We start from the raw sequence: 17,612 nt of genomic DNA, 5'->3' as shown, positions 1-17,612 counted from the left end.
CGCCGATGTCTTCTCTGCCTCCCGCCATCTTTCTCATGGGTCCCACCGCCTCGGGCAAGACTGACCTGGCGCTGGAGCTGGCGCGCGTGCTTCCCTGCGAACTGATCAGCGTCGACTCGGCGCTGGTCTACCGTGGCATGGACATCGGCACGGCGAAGCCCTCTGCCGACGTACTGGCGCAGTTCCCGCACCGCCTGGTGGACATCCTCGATCCGGCTGAGAGCTACTCGGCTGCCGAGTTCAGCAGCGATGCGCTGGCGGCCATGGCGGAGATCACCGCCGCCGGCCGCATTCCGTTACTGGTCGGCGGAACTATGTTGTATTTCAAGGCGTTGCAGGAAGGGTTGGCGGACATGCCGGCGGCTGATGCTTCGGTGCGCGCGGAACTCGAAGCCCTGGCAGCAAGCGAGGGGCTGCAGGTGCTGCACGACCGGCTGGCGCAGGTGGACCCGGAGTCGGCTGCACGCATTCATCCCAACGATCCGCAGCGGCTGGTGCGCGCGCTGGAGGTCCATCGTGTCAGCGGCTTGACCATGAGCGAGCATCGCGCCCGACAAAGGTCGCAAAAAGCCGGCCCAGACGCGCCAGGCTCCGGCGTCTTGCCTTATACTGTCGCGCAACTGTGTATCGCTCCCGCGCAACGCCACATCCTGCACGAGCGCATCGAGAGACGTTTCCGGCACATGGTTGAACAGGGCTTCGTCGAAGAGGTCGAAGCCTTGCGGTCTCGTGGCGACCTGCACCTCGGCATGCCATCCATTCGCGCGGTTGGCTATCGTCAGGTGTGGGAATACCTGGACGGCTCATCGACTCGCGAGGAAATGGTGGAGCGCGGCATCATCGCCACCCGGCAACTGGCCAAGCGTCAGTTCACCTGGTTGCGAAGCTGGGGGGAGGTTCACTGGCTGGACAGTTTGTCCTGCGACAATCTGCCGCGCGCATTGAAATACCTGCAATCGCTCTCCATATTGAGCTGACACTGCTAATTGACCGTCTATTCTCAACAAGTGGATCGTCGGTTGTACGTTTAGAACACTAATGAAAACAGATCCTCTAAGGAGTGCGGCACATGTCAAAAGGGCATTCGCTACAAGACCCTTACCTCAACACACTGCGTAAGGAACGCGTCCCGGTTTCCATCTATCTGGTCAACGGCATCAAACTGCAGGGCCAGATCGAATCCTTCGACCAATTCGTCATCCTTCTGAAAAACACCGTAAGCCAGATGGTGTACAAGCACGCCATTTCCACCGTGGTTCCGGGCCGCCCCGTGCGTCTGCCGACCGCTGGCGATGCCGAGCAATCCGAGTCGGGTAACGACTGAGGTAGGTTTCTTTGTTCTTCGAACGTCCCGGTGGCGGTGAGCGGGCTATGCTGGTGCACCTGGACGGCCAGGATCCCGCGGCGCGCGAGGACCCTCAGGAGTTCCAGGAGCTGGCGCGTTCGGCGGGGGCGGAAACGGTTGGCTTCGTCAATGTTTCCCGCCACCAGCCCTCCGCCAAGTTCCTGATCGGCAGCGGCAAGGTCGAGGAGCTGCATGACCTCGTCAAGGAAGGCGAGGCCGAGCTGGTGATCTTCAATCACACGCTGACCCCCAGCCAGGAGCGCAACCTCGAGCGCGCGCTCGAATGCCGTGTGCTCGATCGCACCGGCCTGATTCTGGACATCTTCGCCCAGCGGGCGCGTACCCACGAGGGCAAGCTGCAGGTCGAACTGGCGCAGCTCGAACACATGAGCACGCGGCTGGTTCGCGGCTGGACCCACCTCGAACGGCAGAAGGGCGGTATCGGCCTGCGGGGGCCGGGTGAAACCCAGCTGGAGACCGACCGTCGCCTGCTGCGCGTGCGCATCCGGCAGATCAAGCAGCGTCTGGAAAAGGTCCGTGGCCAGCGCGAGCAGGCCCGTCGTGGCCGGCGTCGTGCGGACATTCCTTCCGTGTCGCTGGTGGGCTACACCAACGCCGGCAAATCCACGCTATTCAATGCTCTGACCGAATCCGAGGTCTACGCCGCCAATCAGCTGTTCGCCACGCTCGATCCCACGCTGCGCCGCCTCGAGCTCGAGGATGTCGGGCCGGTGATCCTGGCCGACACGGTGGGCTTCATCCGTCATCTGCCGCACAAGCTGGTGGAATCGTTCCGGGCGACGCTGGAAGAGTCCAGCAACGCCGACCTCCTGCTGCACGTGATCGATGCTCACGAGCCTGAACGTGATCAGCAGATCGAGCAGGTGCTCGCGGTGCTTGGCGAGATCGGCGCCAACGAGCTGCCGATGCTCGAGGTGTACAACAAGCTCGACCTTCTCGAGGGTATCGAGCCGCAGATACAGCGCGATGCCGATGGCAAGCCGCAGCGCGTCTGGGTGTCCGCCCGTGACGGTCTGGGGCTGGACCTGCTGCGTCAGGCCGTCGCCGAGCTGCTCGGTGATGATCTCTTCGTCGGCACGTTGTGCCTGCCGCAGAGGCTGGGGCGCTTGCGTGCGCAGTTCTTCGAGCTGGGTGCTGTGCAGCGCGAGACGCACGACGAGGAGGGTGGCAGCCTGCTGGAAGTTCGCTTGCCGCGGGTCGAACTGAATCGCTTGATCAGCCGCGAAGGGTTGCGGGTGGACGAGTTCATCGAGCAACACACTTTGCAATAAAGCCTCGATCGGCAATTTTGCCGGTCGTTCGGGGCTTTCTGTAGCATTGGCGGGCGCGCCGTGGGCGCGTCTTTAGCTTTATTTGAATGGAGAGCGCTATGGCTTGGAATGAGCCGGGTGGCAACTCGAACAACCAGGATCCCTGGGGCAGTGGTGGCGGCGGCCGTCGTGGCGGCGGTGGCGACCAGAAGGGGCCGCCGGATCTCGATGAGGCTTTCCGCAAGCTGCAGGACAGCCTGAACGGCATGTTTGGCGGCAAGAAACGTGGTGGTGGCAACTTTGGTGGCTCCGGCAAGCGCGGCGGTTTCGGCCTTGTCTGGGTGGCGCTGGTGGTGCTGCTGGCCGTGTGGCTGTTCAACGCCATCTACATCGTCGACGAGCAGGAGCAGGCCGTGGTGCTGCGCTTCGGCAAGTATCACGAGACGGTGGGGCCGGGCCTGAACATCTACTTCCCGCCGATCGACCGCAAGTTCCAGGAGAACGTGACGCGCGAGCGCTCGTACAGCAAGCAGGGGCAGATGCTCACCGAGGATGAGAACATCATCGAGGTGCCGCTGACCGTTCAGTACAAGATCAGCAATCTGCAGTCCTTCGTGCTGAGTGTCGATCAGCCTGAAATCAGCCTGCAGCACGCCACCGACAGTGCCGTGCGCCACGTCGTGGGCTCCACTGCCATGGATCAGGTGCTCACCGAGGGTCGTGAGGTCATGGCCGGCGAGGTCAAGGAACGCCTGCAGCGCTTCCTCGACAACTACGGCACCGGCATCGTCGTCACCCAGGTCAACATCCAGAGTGCTTCGGCGCCGCGTGAAGTGCAGGAAGCGTTCGATGACGTGATCCGGGCGCGGGAAGACGAGCAGCGCGAGAAGAACCAGGCCGAGTCCTACGCCAACGGCGTGATCCCCGAGGCTCGTGGTCAGGCCCAGCGCATGCTGGAAGAGGCCAGCGGTTACCGCGATGCGGTGATTTCACGGGCGACGGGTGAGGCCGACCGCTTCAGCAAGCTGGTCGCCGAGTACCGCAAGGCACCGGAAGTCACGCGCGAGCGTCTGTATCTGGAAACCATGCAGGAAGTCATGAGCAATACCAGCAAGGTCATGGTGAGTGGCGATGGTGGGCAGAATCTGCTCTATCTGCCGCTGGACAAGATGATCAACAGCCGTGGCGCAAGCACGCCGGCACCTGCCGGAGTGGCGTCGGGTGCGGCGGCAACCCAGGGCACTCGTCTGCCGCCGGAGCTGGATCCGCGTGAAGTTCGTACGAGGGAGAGTCGCTGATGAGCAATAAATCCCTTACCGCCCTGATCGTGGGTGTGGTGCTGGCCATCGTTCTGTGGAACAGCTTCTACATCGTTTCCCAGACCGAGCGTGCCGTGCTGCTGCGCTTCGGCCGGATCGTCGAGCCTGACGTGAAGCCGGGTCTGCACATGAAGATTCCGTACGTGAACTCGGTGCGCAAGTTCGATGCGCGACTGCTGACGCTTGATACCACCACGTCACGCTTCCTGACGCTGGAGAAGAAGGCGCTGATGGTCGACTCCTATGCCAAGTGGCGTGTGGACGATGCCGAGCGTTTCTATACCGCGACGTCGGGGATGAAGCAGATTGCCGATGAGCGTCTGGCGCGTCGTCTCGAGGCGGCGCTGCGTGACCAGTTCGGTAAGCGCACCCTGCACGAGTCGGTCTCCGGCCAGCGTGACGAACTGATGGCGCAGGTCACCACCAGTCTCAATCGCGCCGCTCAGCAGGAGCTCGGTATCGAGGTCGTGGATGTGCGCGTCAAGGGCATCGATCTGCCCCGCGAGGTCAACCGCAGCGTGTTCGAGCGGATGAGTTCCGAGCGTGAACGCGAGGCTCGCGAGCATCGCGCAAAGGGTAAGGAGCTGGCCGAAGGTATTCGTGCCGACGCCGATCGTCAGCGCCGGGTGCTGCTGGCCGAGGCCTTCCGCGAGGCGGAAGAGCTGCGTGGTGATGGTGATGCCAGGGCTGCTGCGATCTATGCCGCCGCGTACGGGCAGGATCAGGAGTTCTACGCGTTCCATCGTAGCCTGCAGGCCTACCGTGAGAGCTTCTCCAGCAAGGAAGATGTGCTGGTGCTCGATCCGAAGAGCGACTTCTTCCGCTATCTGCAGAGCAACAAGTAGCGTTTCACGGCCATTTGCCCGGGGTTCTCCGGCGGCACGCGCGTGTCGCCGGGTGACCCATGGGGAAAAGGTTGCTATGATCCGCCAGCCGGGAAAATCCCGGCTTTTTTGCGTCTGTGCCCTTGAGGTCGCAGGCTATCCCAGGCATGCGGTGGTCATGCCGACCCCTCAGGGGCATGGCTCGGATGCCATGGTTCGAACACAACTGCACGCGACCGGAGGCCAGCTGAGGCTGCAGCCGCGGTTTTCGTCTGGGCTTACCGGAACGAGAGGTGATTTCGCGAATGGCAACGGTAGACCGCTGGCTCTTGCCAGATGGCATCGAAGAGGTGCTGCCGCCAGAGGCGGCGCGTATCGAAACGGCGCGTCGGCGCGTGCTGGATCTGTTCCAGCGCTGGGGCTACGAGCTGGTCATCACCCCGCACGTGGAATTCCTCGAGTCATTGCTCACCGGTTCCGGGCAGGATCTGGATCTGCGCACCTTCAAGGTCATCGATCCGCTCTCCGGCCGCCAGATGGGGCTGCGTGCCGATATCACGCCCCAGGTGGCCCGCGTCGATGCGCATACCCTGCGTCGTGAAGGGCCGAGCCGGCTGTGCTATGCCGGTAGCGTGCTGCATGCCAAGCCGCAGGCGCTTTCCACTTCGCGCAGCCCCATTCAGCTCGGTGCCGAACTGTATGGCGATGCCTCCGCTTCCAGTGACCTCGAAGTCATCAGCCTGATGCTGGAAATGCTCGAGCTGGCCGATGTGCCCGACGTGCACATGGATCTCGGTCATGTCGGCATCTACCGCGGCCTGGCAAAGGCCGCCGCGCTAAGCGGTGAGGCCGAGCAGCGCCTGTTCGACGCGCTGCAGCGCAAGGCCATGGACGAGATCGAGCAGCTGACTGCGGCGCTTGATCCGGCGCTCGCCTCGATGCTGCGCTCGCTGGCGCGCCTGTGTGGCGGGCGCGAGACGCTCGATGCTGCTCGGCAGGCTCTGGCTGGCGCACCTGCGGATGTGCAGGCGGCGCTGGAGACCCTTTCGGCGGTGGCCGACCAGCTCGCGCTGCGCTACCCGCATGTGCCGCTGTACTTCGACTTGGGCGAATTGCGTGGCTATCACTACCATACTGGAGTGGTGTTCGCCGTGTTCGTGCCGGGCATGGGGCAGTCGATTGCCCAAGGCGGGCGTTACGACGATATCGGTGCCGATTTCGGGCGTGCCCGTCCGGCGACCGGCTTCTCCACTGATTTGAAAACGCTGGTCAGTCTCGGAAATGCCGATCTGAGCACGTCGATTTCCGGGATCTGGGCTCCGCACGGCGATGAGTCGGGCCTCTGGAATGCGATTCGCGAGCTGCGGCGCCAGGGCGAGCGCGTGGTGCAGGCGCTGGATGGCCAGTCGCGGGCCGATGCCGCGCAGCTGGGCTGCGACCGGCAATTGCGGTTGAGTAATGGAGTCTGGACGGTGGTTTCGCTGGCGTCCTGACGGCTATGGCGCCGCGCTCGCGGTGCCGGCCAGGTTTCGATTATCGCCGGTTGCGGCCGGTATGCTTCGCCGAAGAGGACAAAGGGTTATGGGTAAGAATGTCGTGGTCCTGGGCACCCAATGGGGTGATGAGGGCAAGGGCAAGATCGTCGATCTGCTGACCGATCAGGCGGCTGCGGTCGTGCGTTACCAGGGCGGCCACAATGCCGGTCATACCCTGGTCATCGATGGCGAGAAGACCGTTCTGCACCTGATTCCGTCCGGCATCCTGCGCGACAACGTGCAATGCCTGATCGGCAATGGCGTGGTGGTCGCGCCCGATGCGCTGCTACGGGAAATCACCAAGCTGGAAGAGAAGGGTGTGCCGGTGCGCGAGCGCCTGCGCATCAGCCCGTCCTGTACCCTGATCCTGCCTTACCATGTGGCGCTGGATCAGGCCCGCGAGGCCGCGCGTTCGGAAGGTAAGATCGGTACCACTGGGCGCGGCATCGGTCCGGCCTACGAGGACAAAGTGGCGCGTCGCGGCCTGCGCATTGGCGACCTGTTCAATCCAGAGCGCTTCACGGTCAAGCTACGTGAGTTGCTGGACTACCACAACTTCGTGCTGCAGAACTTCTATAAGGTCGAGCCGGTAGATTTCCAGAAGACCCTCGACGAGGCCCTAGGCTACGCCGAAATCCTCAAGCCGCTGATCACCGACGTCACGGCCCGTCTGCACGAGCTGCGCAAGCAAGGTGCCTGCATCATGTTCGAAGGTGCGCAGGGCTCGCTGCTGGACATCGACCATGGCACCTATCCGTACGTGACCAGCTCCAGCACAACGGCTGGCGGCACGGCGACTGGTTCCGGCTTCGGTCCGCTGTATCTGGATTACATCCTCGGCATTACCAAGGCCTATACCACGCGCGTGGGCTCCGGTCCGTTCCCCACCGAGCTGTTCGATGATGTCGGTGCGCGCCTGGCCGAGCGTGGTCACGAGTTCGGCTCGACCACCGGGCGTGCGCGTCGTTGCGGCTGGTTCGATGCCGTCATCCTGCGCCGTGCGATCGAGATCAACAGCATCTCCGGGATCTGCCTGACCAAGCTCGACGTGCTCGACGGGCTGGAGACCATCCGCATCTGCGTCGGCTACAAGGATCGCAATGGCGAAGTGTTGGTCGATGCGCCGACCGATGCCGACAGCTACGACGGTCTGCAGCCGGTGTACGAGGACATGCCGGGTTGGAGCGAGTCGACCGTTGGTGCCAAGAGTCTTGACGAGCTTCCGGCCAATGCCCGCGCTTACATCAAGCGACTGGAAGAGTTGATCGAGGCGCCAGTGGATATCATCTCCACCGGTCCGGACCGCAACGAGACCATCGTGTTGCGTCATCCGTACGCCTGATAGCGCGCATGGTAGAAAGACCGCCTTAGGGCGGTCTTTTGCTCTCTGGAGCTGGCGACAGCGCGAGTCTGGGTCGACGGGGGATTTTTATCGGGCTGAAACGAAAAAACCGAGCCAGGGGCTCGGTTTTTTCTTGAAGAGTGGTGCCCAGGAGAAGACTCGAACTTCCACGGTGTTGCCACCGCTAGGACCTGAACCTAGTGCGTCTACCAATTCCGCCACCTGGGCACATTGCGATGATTGCTCACCGACTTTTTTGCCATTTTGCCGATTCACATCGGCCGAAGTCGGCAATCTTCGTTACTGCCTGAGACACGCATCGATGATGCGGGTTTCATTTGAAGAGTGGTGCCCAGGAGAAGACTCGAACTTCCACGGTGTTGCCACCGCTAGGACCTGAACCTAGTGCGTCTACCAATTCCGCCACCTGGGCACGAGAAACGATGATACTTGGCCGTTTCCGTGTTACAACGTCTGCCAGACATTGTGGGCGCGAACTATACGGCCGAGGTTTGGCCTTGTAAACCCCTGATGGCGAAAAATAATTCGCATGAAAGCTGCCGTCCGGCAGCGATTCGCGCTTCAATAGAAAAAGGGCGTTCTGCCTCTATAAATGAATGAAAGGTGACATCTCTTAATGGCCGATTGGCAATCCCTCGATCCCGAGGCCGCTCGTGAAGCGGAAAAGTACGAAAACCCTATTCCCAGCCGTGAGCTGATTCTTCAGCATCTCGGCGAACGTGGCTCGCCAGCTGCCCGTGAAGAGCTGGTGGAAGAGTTCGGGCTGGAGTCCGACGAAGATATCGAAGCGCTGCGTCGTCGCCTGCGCGCGATGGAGCGAGACGGCCAGCTGATCTACACCCGGCGCGGCACCTATGCCCCGGTGGACAAGCTGGACCTGGTCTGCGGGCGCGTCAGCGGCCATCGTGACGGTTTTGGTTTCCTCATCCCTGATGATGGCAGCGACGACCTGTTCCTCAGCCCGGCGCAGATGCGCCTGGTGTTCGATGGTGACCGCTGCCTGGCGCGCGTTGCGGGTCTCGATCGTCGTGGGCGCCGCGAAGGCGCCATCGTCGAGGTGATCAGCCGCGCGCACGAGAGCATCGTGGGCCGTTATCACATCGAGAGCGATGTCGGCTTCGTCATTCCGGACAACCCCAAGATTCAGCAGGAAGTGCTGGTCACGCCCGGGCGGGCGCTGGATGCCAAGCCGGGTCAGTTCGTCGAGGTGAAGATCACTCACTGGCCGACGCAGCGTTTCCAGCCGCAGGGCGATATCGTCGAGGTGATCGGCAACTACATGGCGCCGGGCATGGAGATCGACGTCGCGCTGCGCAGCTTCGATATTCCGCACGTATGGCCCGAGGCGGTGCTCAAGGAGGCTGCGCGGCTCAAGCCCGAGGTGGAGGAAAAGGACAAGCACAAGCGCGTCGACCTGCGCCATCTGCCGTTCGTCACCATCGACGGCGAGGATGCTCGCGACTTCGACGATGCGGTCTACTGCGAGAAGCCGGGCGGCTGGAAGCTGCTGACCGGCGGGTTCCGTCTGTATGTGGCCATTGCCGATGTGTCGCACTATGTGAAGGTGGACTCGGCGCTCGACAAGGAAGCTGTGGTTCGCGGCAACTCGGTGTACTTCCCCGAGCGCGTGGTGCCGATGCTGCCCGAGGAGCTGTCCAACGGCCTCTGCTCGCTGAATCCCCATGTCGATCGTCTGGCCATGGTCTGCGAGATCACCCTGAGCAAGTCGGGAAAGATGACCGACTACCAGTTCTACGAAGCGGTGATCCACTCCCATGCACGGCTGACCTACAACAAGGTCAGCGCGATGCTGGAGCAGCCCAAGTCTGCCGAAGGCAAGCGGCTGAGCGCCGAGTACGCCGAAGTGCTACCGCACCTCAAGCAGCTCTATTCGCTTTATAAGGTGCTGCTCAAGGCGCGCCATACCCGCGGTGCGATCGATTTCGAGACTCAGGAAACCCGTATCGTCTTCGGTGCCGATCGCAAGATCGCCGCGATCAAGCCCACCGAGCGCAACGATGCGCACAAGCTGATCGAGGAGTGCATGCTCTGCGCCAACGTCGCCACCGCGGCGTTCCTGCAGAAGCATGAGATCCCTGCGCTGTATCGCGTGCACGACGCACCGCCGCTGGAGCGTCAGGAGAAGCTGCGCGCCTTCCTCGGTGAGCTGGGGCTTTCCCTGCACAAGGGCAAGGAGGGGCCGACGCCCAAGGATTACCAGGCGCTGCTGGAGAAGATCCAGGGGCGTCCGGATTTTCACGTGATCCAGACGGTGATGCTGCGCTCGCTGAGCCAGGCGGTCTACAGTGCCGAGAACCATGGTCACTTCGGTCTGAACTACGAAGCCTATGCGCACTTCACTTCGCCGATCCGGCGCTATCCGGATCTGCTGGTGCATCGCGCCATTCGCAGCGTCATCCGGTCCCGGCGAGACACGCCGCACGTGCGGCGTGAAGGCGCTCCGAGCATGCCCAAGGCGCGCATCTACCCGTATGACGAGGCGGCGCTGGAGCAACTGGGCGAACAGTGTTCGATGACCGAGCGGCGCGCCGACGAGGCCACCCGTGACGTGGTCAACTGGCTCAAGTGCGAGTTCATGAAGGATCGCGTCGGCGAGACCTTCCCCGGTGTGATCACCGCGGTGACCGGCTTCGGCCTGTTCGTCGAGCTGACCGACATCTATGTCGAGGGCCTGGTGCATGTCACGGCGATGCCGGGCGACTACTACCACTTCGATCCGCTGCATCACCGCCTCTCCGGTGAGCGTAGCGGTCGCAGTTTCCGCCTTGGTGACAGCGTCGAGGTGCGTGTCATGCGCGTCGACCTGGATGAACGCAAGATCGACTTCGAGCTGATCGCCGGTGGCAGCAAGACAGCTGGCCAGCGTGACAGCGGCGAGCGCGGCCGTGAGCCGGGTAACGCCGATATCCGCAAGAGCCGTGAGCTGAAGCAGGCATTGATGGCCGAAGCCAAGTCGGGCGGCCGCAAGGGCAAGGCCGACAAGGCAGTCGGCAGCAAGTCCAGGTCCGGCGCATCCAAGCCGAAGTCCGCTGGCAAGCCGGCCGAGAAGTCGCCAGCCTCCAGCGGTGGTCCCAGAAAGCGCAAGGCCAAGTCATGAGCCAGCTGGAAAAGATCTATGGCCTGCACGCCGTGGAAGCGTTGCTGCGCCATCATCCCAAGCGCGTCAAGCAGGTATGGCTGGCCGAAGGCCGGGGCGACCCGCGTGTGCAGGTGCTGATCGAACTGGCCGCGCAGGCGCGGGTCAGTGTCGGCCAGTGCGAGCGCCGCGAGATGGATGCCTGGGTCGAGGGCGTGCATCAGGGCGTGGTGGCCGAGGTCAGCCCGAGTCAGGTATGGGGTGAGGCGATGCTCGACGAGCTGCTCGATCGCGCCGAAGGCCCGCCATTGCTGCTGGTGCTCGACGGGGTGACCGATCCGCACAACCTCGGCGCCTGTCTGCGTACGGCCGACGCGGCCGGCGCGCTGGCGGTGATTGTGCCGAAGGACAAGTCCGCCACCCTCAATGCCACGGTGCGCAAGGTGGCCTGTGGTGCCGCCGAGGTGATTCCGTTGGTGGCGGTCACCAACCTGGCGCGCACCCTGGAAAAGTTGCAGCAGAAAGGGTTGTGGGTCGTCGGAACCGCTGGCGAGGCTGAGCAGTCGCTCTATGCGCAGGACCTCACCGGCCCCATCGTGCTCGTCATGGGCGCCGAAGGGCGCGGGATGCGCCGGCTGACCCGCGAGCACTGCGACTATCTGGTGCGCCTGCCCATGGCGGGGAGCGTCAGCAGCCTCAACGTATCGGTTGCCACCGGTGTCTGTCTGTTCGAAGCGCTACGTCAGCGTGGGCGGGGTGCGGCGACCGATTGATCCCGGACCGATCCTTCCGGTTCGTTCGGAAACCGACTGACCTTTTTGTGGTCAATCGCTGTCACAGGCTGGTTCGCCGGATAGCGTCTTTTCATCATGTTGCTTGAGGGCTCCAGACTCGGAGCCTTGCTGGGTTCGTTACGCGGCGTCAGGCTCGTACCATGGAGGTTGTATGCAGCAGCGCCCGTCTTTTGAAAGCCTGTTCCGGCTGTCGCCGAACGCCTATGTTCTGCTCGACCGCGATCTGGTCATCCTGGATGCCAACGCGGCCTACCTGGCCCTGACCGGCCGCAGGCTGGAGGAGATCCAGGGGCAGCGCCTTCACGAAGCGTTCGCAGCAGACCCGCTCAGCCCCGAGACGACTCGTGTGCAGGAGCTGCTCGACTCCTTTGCCCGCGTGCTCAGCCGTAAGGCCATCGATACGCTGCCGGTAATCCGTTATTCCATTGCCCGCCACACGTCGCTCGGGTCTGTCTACGAGGATCGCTACTGGAGCGCCACGCACACGCCAATCCTGGATGAGCAGGGCGAAGTCGTGGCCATCCTGCAGCACACCTCGGACATCACCGAGCTGCAGGCCATGAAGGATTCGCTGAAGCAGGCTGCAGGGCATCAGCCTGTGCAGCAGCTCGAGCAAGGCGTCATGTCCCGCGCCAGGCTGCTGCAATCCGAGGGCGAGCAGTTGCGGCGCCTCTTCGCGCAGGCGCCTGGATTCGTCTGTTTCCTGCGCGGACCGAATCACGTCTACGAACTGATCAACGATGCCTACCGAGAGGTGACCGGGCATCGCCAGCTGCTGGGCAAGACGGTTCGCGAGGGCCTGCCCGAAGTTGTCGACCAGGGACTGATCGACCTGCTGGACGAGGTCTACCGCACCGGGCAATCCTACATCGGCAAGCGCGTGTCGCTGTTTCTCAAGCGCCAAGCGGACCGGGAGCCGGAAGAGACGATTCTGGACTTCGTGCTGCAGCCGATCATCGAGAACGAGGGCAACGTCACCGGCATCTTCGTGCAGGGTCAGGATGTAACCGAGCAGCAGCGCAACGAATCGGAATTGCAGCGCTATCGTGAACATCTCGAGGAGCTGGTGCGCGAGCGGACCCTGGCGCTCGAGCAGAGCGAGGCGGAGCGGCAGGTCGCCGAACAGGCTCTGCAGCAGGCGCAGCGGCTGGAGGCGGTGGGCAAGCTGACCGGCGGCATCGCCCACGATTTCAACAACATGTTGCAGATCATCGGTGGCAACCTGCAGTTGCTGCGTCGCAGCCTCGGTGGCGACGAGACCGCTGCCCGACGTCTGGATTCGGCCGTCAGCTGCGTGGAGAAAGGCGCCCGGCTGGCTTCGCAGTTGCTGGCCTTCGCCAGTCGTCAGCCATTGCTGCCAAGGCAGGTGCATCTGCCCCAGCTGCTCGAGCAGATGCATGAATTGCTCAACGGCGCGCTGGGTTCGGCCGTGCAGCTGGAGCTGGAGGTGCTCGGCCAGCCCTGGCCGGTGTTCGTCGATGTCGGCAATCTGCAGAGCGTGGTGCTGAATCTGGCCGCGAATGCGCGTGATGCGATGTCTGGCAGCGGCCGCGTGGTGCTGCGCCTGGAGAATCGTCTGGTCGCTGCCGATGCCCCGTCGGGGCAGGGCGGCGACTATGTGCTGCTCAGCGTGATCGATGAAGGCAGCGGCATGAGCGAGGACGTCCGCGCCCGGGCGTTCGAGCCCTTCTTCACTACCAAGCAGGCGAGCAACGCATCCGGCCTCGGGCTGAGCATGGTCTATGGGTTCGTCAAGCAGAGCGGCGGTTTCGTCAGCCTGGAAAGCGGCGAGCGCGGGGGCACCGCCGTGCGTGTGCATCTGCCCCGTCATATTGACGAGCAGGCATGCGCGGCTGATAGGGAGTTTTCGGCTGAACCAGCGCCAGCGTCGGCGGGCGCGCCGTCCTCTTCCGGGGCTGTCGCGCCAGAGGCCGATGGCGGTGCGCTCAAGATTCTCTTCGTCGAGGACGATCCCACGCTGCGCATGCTGACCGGCGAGGTGATGATGGAGCTCGGTCATGATGTCGTGGCCAGCGAGACAGCCGAGGAAGCGCTCGAGGCGCTCGCGCGGGAGCCGTTCGACGTGCTGCTGACCGATGTCGGTCTGGCCGGCATGAGTGGCATCGATCTGGCGCGCGAGGCGGTGACTCGGCATCCGCGACTGTCCGTGGTGATCGCCTCGGGCTACGCCGTCAACGCTTCGGACGTCGGCGTCGAGCGGTTGCGCACCATGCTCAAACCCTACGATATCCACCAGGTGCGCGAGCTGCTCGACGGCATTCGCGCCGAGCGCGAGGCCCTGCGCGGCTGATTACCACGTGCTGGTTAAATAATCACCAGTTTGCCTTGCGCCGCTGTTGCCCCTTCTCTAGAATGGCGCCCCTTGCCTGGATGGCAGGCGTTTGCGCGCCTTTCTGCAAGCAAGACAACAAGTCATTCACTCCTTGCCTGACCGCATCGTCGGCAGGCTGCAACCCGTAAGGAGCAGTTATGCGTCATTACGAAATCATCTTTCTGGTTCACCCGGACCAGAGCGAGCAGGTCGGCGGCATGGTGGAGCGTTACACCAAGCTGATCGAAGAAGACGGTGGCAAGATCCATCGTCTGGAAGACTGGGGCCGTCGTCAGCTGGCTTATGCCATCAACAACGTGCACAAGGCTCACTATGTGATGCTGAACGTCGAGTGCAGCGGCAAGGCCCTGGCCGAGCTGGAAGACAACTTCCGCTACAACGACGCCGTCATCCGCAACCTGATCATTCGTCGCGACGAAGCCGTGACCGAGCAGTCCGAAATGCTCAAGGCCGAGGAAAACCGTAGCGAGCGCCGCGAGCGTCGTGATCGCCCTGACAACACTGACGGCTCCAACGAGAACGACAGTGACAGCGATAACAACGCTGACGAGTAATCCACGGATCTATTGAGGAGCCTATTTCATGGCACGTTTTTTCCGTCGTCGTAAGTTCTGCCGCTTCACCGCCGAAGGCGTGAAAGAGATCGATTACAAGGATCTCAACACCCTGAAGGCCTACATCTCCGAGACCGGCAAGATCGTTCCTAGCCGCATCACCGGAACCAAGGCACGTTATCAGCGTCAGCTGGCCACCGCTATCAAGCGCGCCCGCTACCTGGCCCTGCTGCCCTACACCGACAGCCACGGCCGTTGATCCGGCTGGTCGACAGAAGTAAAGGATAAATCGCATGCGCGCCCTGGCTGAGTTCATCATGCGCGGCCGCATGCAGGCCATCTTCGTGGTGGCCGGTGCTGCGGCACTGCCCATGTTGTTCTGGCTGAGCGCTGCCGCAGGCAGTCTCGTGCTGCTGCGACGCGGGCTGAACGATGCGTTGAGTGTGCTGGTCTGGGCGGTGATACCGGCCCTGGCCTGGTGGTACTTCGGCGATCCGCGAACCCTGCTGGTACTGCTCGGTTCGCTGGGGCTGGCGCTCCTGCTGCGCAGTCATGCGTCGTGGGTGCGAGTGATGGTATGTAGCGTGGGCCTCGGACTGCTGTATGTCTGGGCGCTCGGTGCGGTGTTCGGCGAGCCGATTGCGGCGCTGGCCAGCGAACTGCAGAAAGTGTTGCCCGACGCGCTGTCGGGGGCCTATCAGCAGCTTTCGGTGGAAGAGCGCGGGCGTCTGGAGTCGCTGTTGGTGCCCGTGCTGACCGGCCTGCTGGCCGCGTTGCTGCAGATCGTCACCCTGCTGAGCCTGATGCTGGGGCGCTACTGGCAGGCCGCGCTGTACAACCCGGGTGGTTTCGGCAGCGAGTTTCGTGCGCTGCGGTTTCCGCCGATGCTGGCGATGCTGCTGTTGGTGGGCATGCTGTTGGGGCCGAATCTCGGTGCGCAGCTGGCCGTGCTGACGCCGCTGTGCAGTGTGCCGCTGGTGTTCGCCGGTCTCGCGCTGATGCACGGACTGGTGGCTCAGGGGCGTCTGCCGCGGTTCTGGCTGGTGGGGCTGTACGTCACGCTGGTGCTGTTCATGCAGTTGATTTATCCGCTACTGGCCGTTTTGGCCATTGTCGACAGTCTGTTTGATTTTCGTGGTCGCGCGGCCGGCAAGAACGGCGCGGGACCTGCGAACGGTGAAGGTTAAAAGTTAAGAGGTAAGACTCAAATGGAAGTCATCCTGCTGGAAAAGATCGCCAACCTGGGCAACCTGGGCGACAAGGTAAACGTCAAGGCCGGTTACGGCCGTAACTACCTGCTGCCGCAAGGCAAGGCTACCGCTGCGACCCCGGCCAACATCGCCGAGTTCGAAGCCCGCCGCGCCGAGCTGGAAAAAGCTGCTGCCGAGAAGAAGGCTTCTGCCGAAACTCGCGCTGCTCAGCTGGCCGAACTGGAAGTCACCATCACCGCTACCGCGGGCGATGAGGGCAAGCTGTTCGGTTCCATCGGCACTGCCGACATCGCCGATGCCCTGACCGCCTCCGGCGTCGAAGTGGCCAAGAGCGAAGTTCGTCTGCCGAACGGCACCATTCGCCAGACCGGCGAATACGACGTGGCTGTGCACCTGCACACCGACGTCGAAGCGACAGTCAAGCTGATCGTCGTAGCCGGCTAAGCCGTCGTCTGGCACCGCTGGTGCCTGACGAGTAACATCGGGCACGTTTCCGCGCGAGTGGAACGTGCCCTTTGTTTTTTCCGTAGTTTCGAATTTCGAGTGCCATGAACGACATCAGTGTCCCCCAGCAGTACGATCTGGAAACCGCCGCGCTCAAGGTGCCGCCACACTCCATCGAGGCTGAGCAGGCGGTGCTTGGCGGTCTGATGCTGGACAACAATGCCTGGGAGCGTGTGCTCGACCAGGTATCCGACGGCGACTTCTATCGCCACGATCATCGCCTCATCTTCCGCGCCATCTTCGCCCTGGCTGAACGCAACTCGCCGTTCGACGTGGTCACCCTGTCCGAACAGCTGGACAAGGAGGGGCACCTGTCCCAGGTCGGCGGCCTTGCCTATCTCGGCGAACTGGCCAAGAACACACCGTCGGTGGCGAACATCAAGGCGTACGCGCAGATCATTCGTGAGCGGGCGACGCTGCGCCAGCTGATCGGCATCAGCAACGAGATCGCCGACAGCGCCTATGCCCCGCAGGGCCGCACCGGCGAGGAGATCCTCGACGAAGCCGAGCGACTGATCTTCCAGATTGCCGAAGCGCGACCGAAGACCGGTGGGCCGATCGGCATCAACGACATTCTGGTCAAGGCCATCGACCGCATCGACACCCTGTTCAATGCTGGCGAGGCGATCACCGGCCTGTCCACCGGTTTCACCGATCTGGACGAAGCCACCAGCGGCCTGCAGCCGGCCGACCTGATCATCGTTGCCGGCCGTCCGTCCATGGGCAAGACCACCTTCGCCATGAACCTGGTGGAAAACGCCGTGCTGCGTACCGACAAGGCGGTGCTGGTGTTCTCTCTGGAAATGCCCGCCGACTCTATCGTCATTCGTATGCTCGCTTCGCTCGGACGCATCGACCAGACCAAGGTTCGCGCCGGTAAGCTCGATGACGATGACTGGCCGCGACTGACCTCGGCCGTCAACCTGCTCAACGATCGCAAGCTGTTCATCGACGATACCGCTGGCATCAGCCCCTCGGAGATGCGTGCGCGGACCCGCCGCCTGGCCCGCGAGCACGGCGAGATCGCGCTGATCATGGTCGACTACCTGCAGCTGATGCAGATTCCAGGGTCCAGCGGCGATAGCCGGGTCAACGAGATTTCCGAAATCTCGCGCTCGCTGAAAGGCCTGGCGAAGGAATTCAATTGTCCGGTGATCGCTCTGTCGCAGCTCAACCGCTCGCTGGAGCAGCGACCCAACAAGCGCCCGGTGAACTCAGACCTTCGTGAGTCGGGGGCGATCGAGCAGGACGCGGACATCATCATGTTCGTCTACCGCGACGAGGTGTATCACCCGGAAACCGAGTACAAGGGCGTCGCCGAGATCATCATCGGCAAGCAGCGGAACGGCCCGATCGGCACCACCCGGCTGGCCTTCCTCGGCAAGTACTCGCGCTTCGAGAACCTCGCGCCGGGCAGCTACCAGTTCGACGACGACTAGTCG

At 63.0% G+C, this 17,612-nt stretch carries 15 protein-coding genes and 2 tRNA genes; 15 read left to right on the top strand and 2 right to left on the bottom strand.

The features are described from left to right. Nucleotides 1-5: 5 nt before the first annotated feature. The 7 genes from miaA to PSTAB_RS18020 all read left to right on the top strand — a co-directional run bounded on the left by miaA (nt 6) and on the right by PSTAB_RS18020 (nt 7,636). Nucleotides 6-977 carry a tRNA (adenosine(37)-N6)-dimethylallyltransferase MiaA gene (miaA, locus tag PSTAB_RS18050; protein ID WP_026012428.1) on the top strand — a complete coding sequence of 324 codons (972 nt, stop codon included), beginning with the start codon at nt 6-8 and terminating at the stop codon, nt 975-977. Between the two features lie 92 nt (nt 978-1,069). Further along, nucleotides 1,070-1,324 (top strand): RNA chaperone Hfq, encoded by a 255-nt coding sequence (hfq, locus tag PSTAB_RS18045; RefSeq protein ID WP_003283098.1) that lies wholly within the window; start codon nt 1,070-1,072, stop codon nt 1,322-1,324. 11 nt (nt 1,325-1,335) lie between these two features. Beyond that, nucleotides 1,336-2,637 carry a ribosome rescue GTPase HflX gene (gene hflX / locus PSTAB_RS18040; RefSeq protein ID WP_013984090.1) on the top strand — a complete coding sequence of 434 codons (1,302 nt, stop codon included), beginning with the start codon at nt 1,336-1,338 and terminating at the stop codon, nt 2,635-2,637. Between the two features lie 98 nt (nt 2,638-2,735). Further along, nucleotides 2,736-3,914, top strand: a complete 1,179-nt coding sequence (gene hflK, locus PSTAB_RS18035) for an FtsH protease activity modulator HflK (protein WP_013984089.1) — start codon at nt 2,736-2,738, stop codon at nt 3,912-3,914. Next, nucleotides 3,914-4,780: a protease modulator HflC gene (hflC, locus tag PSTAB_RS18030; RefSeq protein ID WP_011914681.1), complete on the top strand. Its 867-nt coding sequence runs from the start codon at nt 3,914-3,916 to the stop codon at nt 4,778-4,780. The genes hflK and hflC overlap by 1 nt, the downstream gene beginning before the upstream one ends. A 284-nt stretch (nt 4,781-5,064) precedes the next feature. Next, nucleotides 5,065-6,252: an ATP phosphoribosyltransferase regulatory subunit gene (locus PSTAB_RS18025; RefSeq protein ID WP_013984088.1), complete on the top strand. Its 1,188-nt coding sequence runs from the start codon at nt 5,065-5,067 to the stop codon at nt 6,250-6,252. 88 nt (nt 6,253-6,340) lie between these two features. Further along, nucleotides 6,341-7,636 carry an adenylosuccinate synthase gene (locus PSTAB_RS18020; RefSeq protein WP_013984087.1) on the top strand — a complete coding sequence of 432 codons (1,296 nt, stop codon included), beginning with the start codon at nt 6,341-6,343 and terminating at the stop codon, nt 7,634-7,636. 141 nt (nt 7,637-7,777) lie between these two features. On the opposite strand, the gene PSTAB_RS18015 is transcribed toward PSTAB_RS18020, so the two are convergent. Both PSTAB_RS18015 and PSTAB_RS18010 read right to left on the bottom strand, forming a co-directional pair. Beyond that, nucleotides 7,778-7,864, bottom strand: a tRNA-Leu gene (locus PSTAB_RS18015). A gap of 118 nt (nt 7,865-7,982) precedes the next feature. After that, nucleotides 7,983-8,069 (bottom strand) — tRNA-Leu (locus tag PSTAB_RS18010). A gap of 204 nt (nt 8,070-8,273) precedes the next feature. On the opposite strand from PSTAB_RS18010, the gene rnr reads away from it, so the two are divergent. From rnr to dnaB, 8 genes are all read left to right on the top strand, one after another. Continuing rightward, nucleotides 8,274-10,775 carry a ribonuclease R gene (gene rnr / locus PSTAB_RS18005; protein WP_013984086.1) on the top strand — a complete coding sequence of 834 codons (2,502 nt, stop codon included), beginning with the start codon at nt 8,274-8,276 and terminating at the stop codon, nt 10,773-10,775. Continuing rightward, on the top strand, nt 10,772-11,527 hold the full coding sequence (gene rlmB, locus PSTAB_RS18000) for a 23S rRNA (guanosine(2251)-2'-O)-methyltransferase RlmB (RefSeq protein ID WP_013984085.1): 756 nt from the start codon (nt 10,772-10,774) through the stop codon (nt 11,525-11,527). The genes rnr and rlmB overlap by 4 nt, the downstream gene beginning before the upstream one ends. A gap of 172 nt (nt 11,528-11,699) precedes the next feature. Next, on the top strand, nt 11,700-13,859 hold the full coding sequence (locus tag PSTAB_RS17995) for a PAS domain-containing protein (RefSeq protein ID WP_013984084.1): 2,160 nt from the start codon (nt 11,700-11,702) through the stop codon (nt 13,857-13,859). Nucleotides 13,860-14,038: 179 nt separating this feature from the next. Then, the gene (gene rpsF, locus PSTAB_RS17990; protein WP_011914674.1) at nt 14,039-14,455 is read left to right on the top strand and encodes a 30S ribosomal protein S6; all 417 of its coding nucleotides are present in this window, start codon (nt 14,039-14,041) and stop codon (nt 14,453-14,455) included. A 28-nt stretch (nt 14,456-14,483) separates the two neighbouring features. Further along, nucleotides 14,484-14,714, top strand: a complete 231-nt coding sequence (gene rpsR, locus PSTAB_RS17985) for a 30S ribosomal protein S18 (RefSeq protein ID WP_003283112.1) — start codon at nt 14,484-14,486, stop codon at nt 14,712-14,714. A gap of 34 nt (nt 14,715-14,748) precedes the next feature. Beyond that, a complete protein-coding gene (locus tag PSTAB_RS17980; RefSeq protein WP_013984083.1) occupies nt 14,749-15,642 on the top strand; it encodes a YybS family protein in 894 nt (297 codons plus the stop codon). A gap of 21 nt (nt 15,643-15,663) precedes the next feature. After that, the gene (gene rplI / locus PSTAB_RS17975) at nt 15,664-16,110 is read left to right on the top strand and encodes a 50S ribosomal protein L9 (RefSeq protein WP_011914672.1); all 447 of its coding nucleotides are present in this window, start codon (nt 15,664-15,666) and stop codon (nt 16,108-16,110) included. Nucleotides 16,111-16,214: 104 nt separating this feature from the next. Then, nucleotides 16,215-17,609 carry a replicative DNA helicase gene (gene dnaB / locus PSTAB_RS17970; RefSeq protein ID WP_013984082.1) on the top strand — a complete coding sequence of 465 codons (1,395 nt, stop codon included), beginning with the start codon at nt 16,215-16,217 and terminating at the stop codon, nt 17,607-17,609. Nucleotides 17,610-17,612 lie beyond the last annotated feature (3 nt).

The sequence above is a fragment of the Stutzerimonas stutzeri genome (assembly GCF_000219605.1).
GTDB lineage: Bacteria > Pseudomonadota > Gammaproteobacteria > Pseudomonadales > Pseudomonadaceae > Stutzerimonas > Stutzerimonas stutzeri.
This window is presented reverse-complemented; position numbering and strand designations above follow the sequence as displayed.

Bases quoted from the DNA above. Each gene is read 5' to 3' on its own strand.
- hflK (WP_013984089.1), top strand. From the start codon at position 2,736: ATGGCTTGGAATGAGCCGGGTGGCAACTCGAACAACCAGGATCCCTGG.
- rpsF (WP_011914674.1), top strand. From the start codon at position 14,039: ATGCGTCATTACGAAATCATCTTTCTGGTTCACCCGGACCAGAGCGAG.
- miaA (WP_026012428.1), top strand. From the start codon at position 6: ATGTCTTCTCTGCCTCCCGCCATCTTTCTCATGGGTCCCACCGCCTCG.
- PSTAB_RS18025 (WP_013984088.1), top strand. From the start codon at position 5,065: ATGGCAACGGTAGACCGCTGGCTCTTGCCAGATGGCATCGAAGAGGTG.
- rnr (WP_013984086.1), top strand. From the start codon at position 8,274: ATGGCCGATTGGCAATCCCTCGATCCCGAGGCCGCTCGTGAAGCGGAA.
- hfq (WP_003283098.1), top strand. From the start codon at position 1,070: ATGTCAAAAGGGCATTCGCTACAAGACCCTTACCTCAACACACTGCGT.
- rpsR (WP_003283112.1), top strand. From the start codon at position 14,484: ATGGCACGTTTTTTCCGTCGTCGTAAGTTCTGCCGCTTCACCGCCGAA.
- rplI (WP_011914672.1), top strand. From the start codon at position 15,664: ATGGAAGTCATCCTGCTGGAAAAGATCGCCAACCTGGGCAACCTGGGC.
- dnaB (WP_013984082.1), top strand. From the start codon at position 16,215: ATGAACGACATCAGTGTCCCCCAGCAGTACGATCTGGAAACCGCCGCG.
- PSTAB_RS17980 (WP_013984083.1), top strand. From the start codon at position 14,749: ATGCGCGCCCTGGCTGAGTTCATCATGCGCGGCCGCATGCAGGCCATC.
- PSTAB_RS17995 (WP_013984084.1), top strand. From the start codon at position 11,700: ATGCAGCAGCGCCCGTCTTTTGAAAGCCTGTTCCGGCTGTCGCCGAAC.
- PSTAB_RS18020 (WP_013984087.1), top strand. From the start codon at position 6,341: ATGGGTAAGAATGTCGTGGTCCTGGGCACCCAATGGGGTGATGAGGGC.
- rlmB (WP_013984085.1), top strand. From the start codon at position 10,772: ATGAGCCAGCTGGAAAAGATCTATGGCCTGCACGCCGTGGAAGCGTTG.
- hflC (WP_011914681.1), top strand. From the start codon at position 3,914: ATGAGCAATAAATCCCTTACCGCCCTGATCGTGGGTGTGGTGCTGGCC.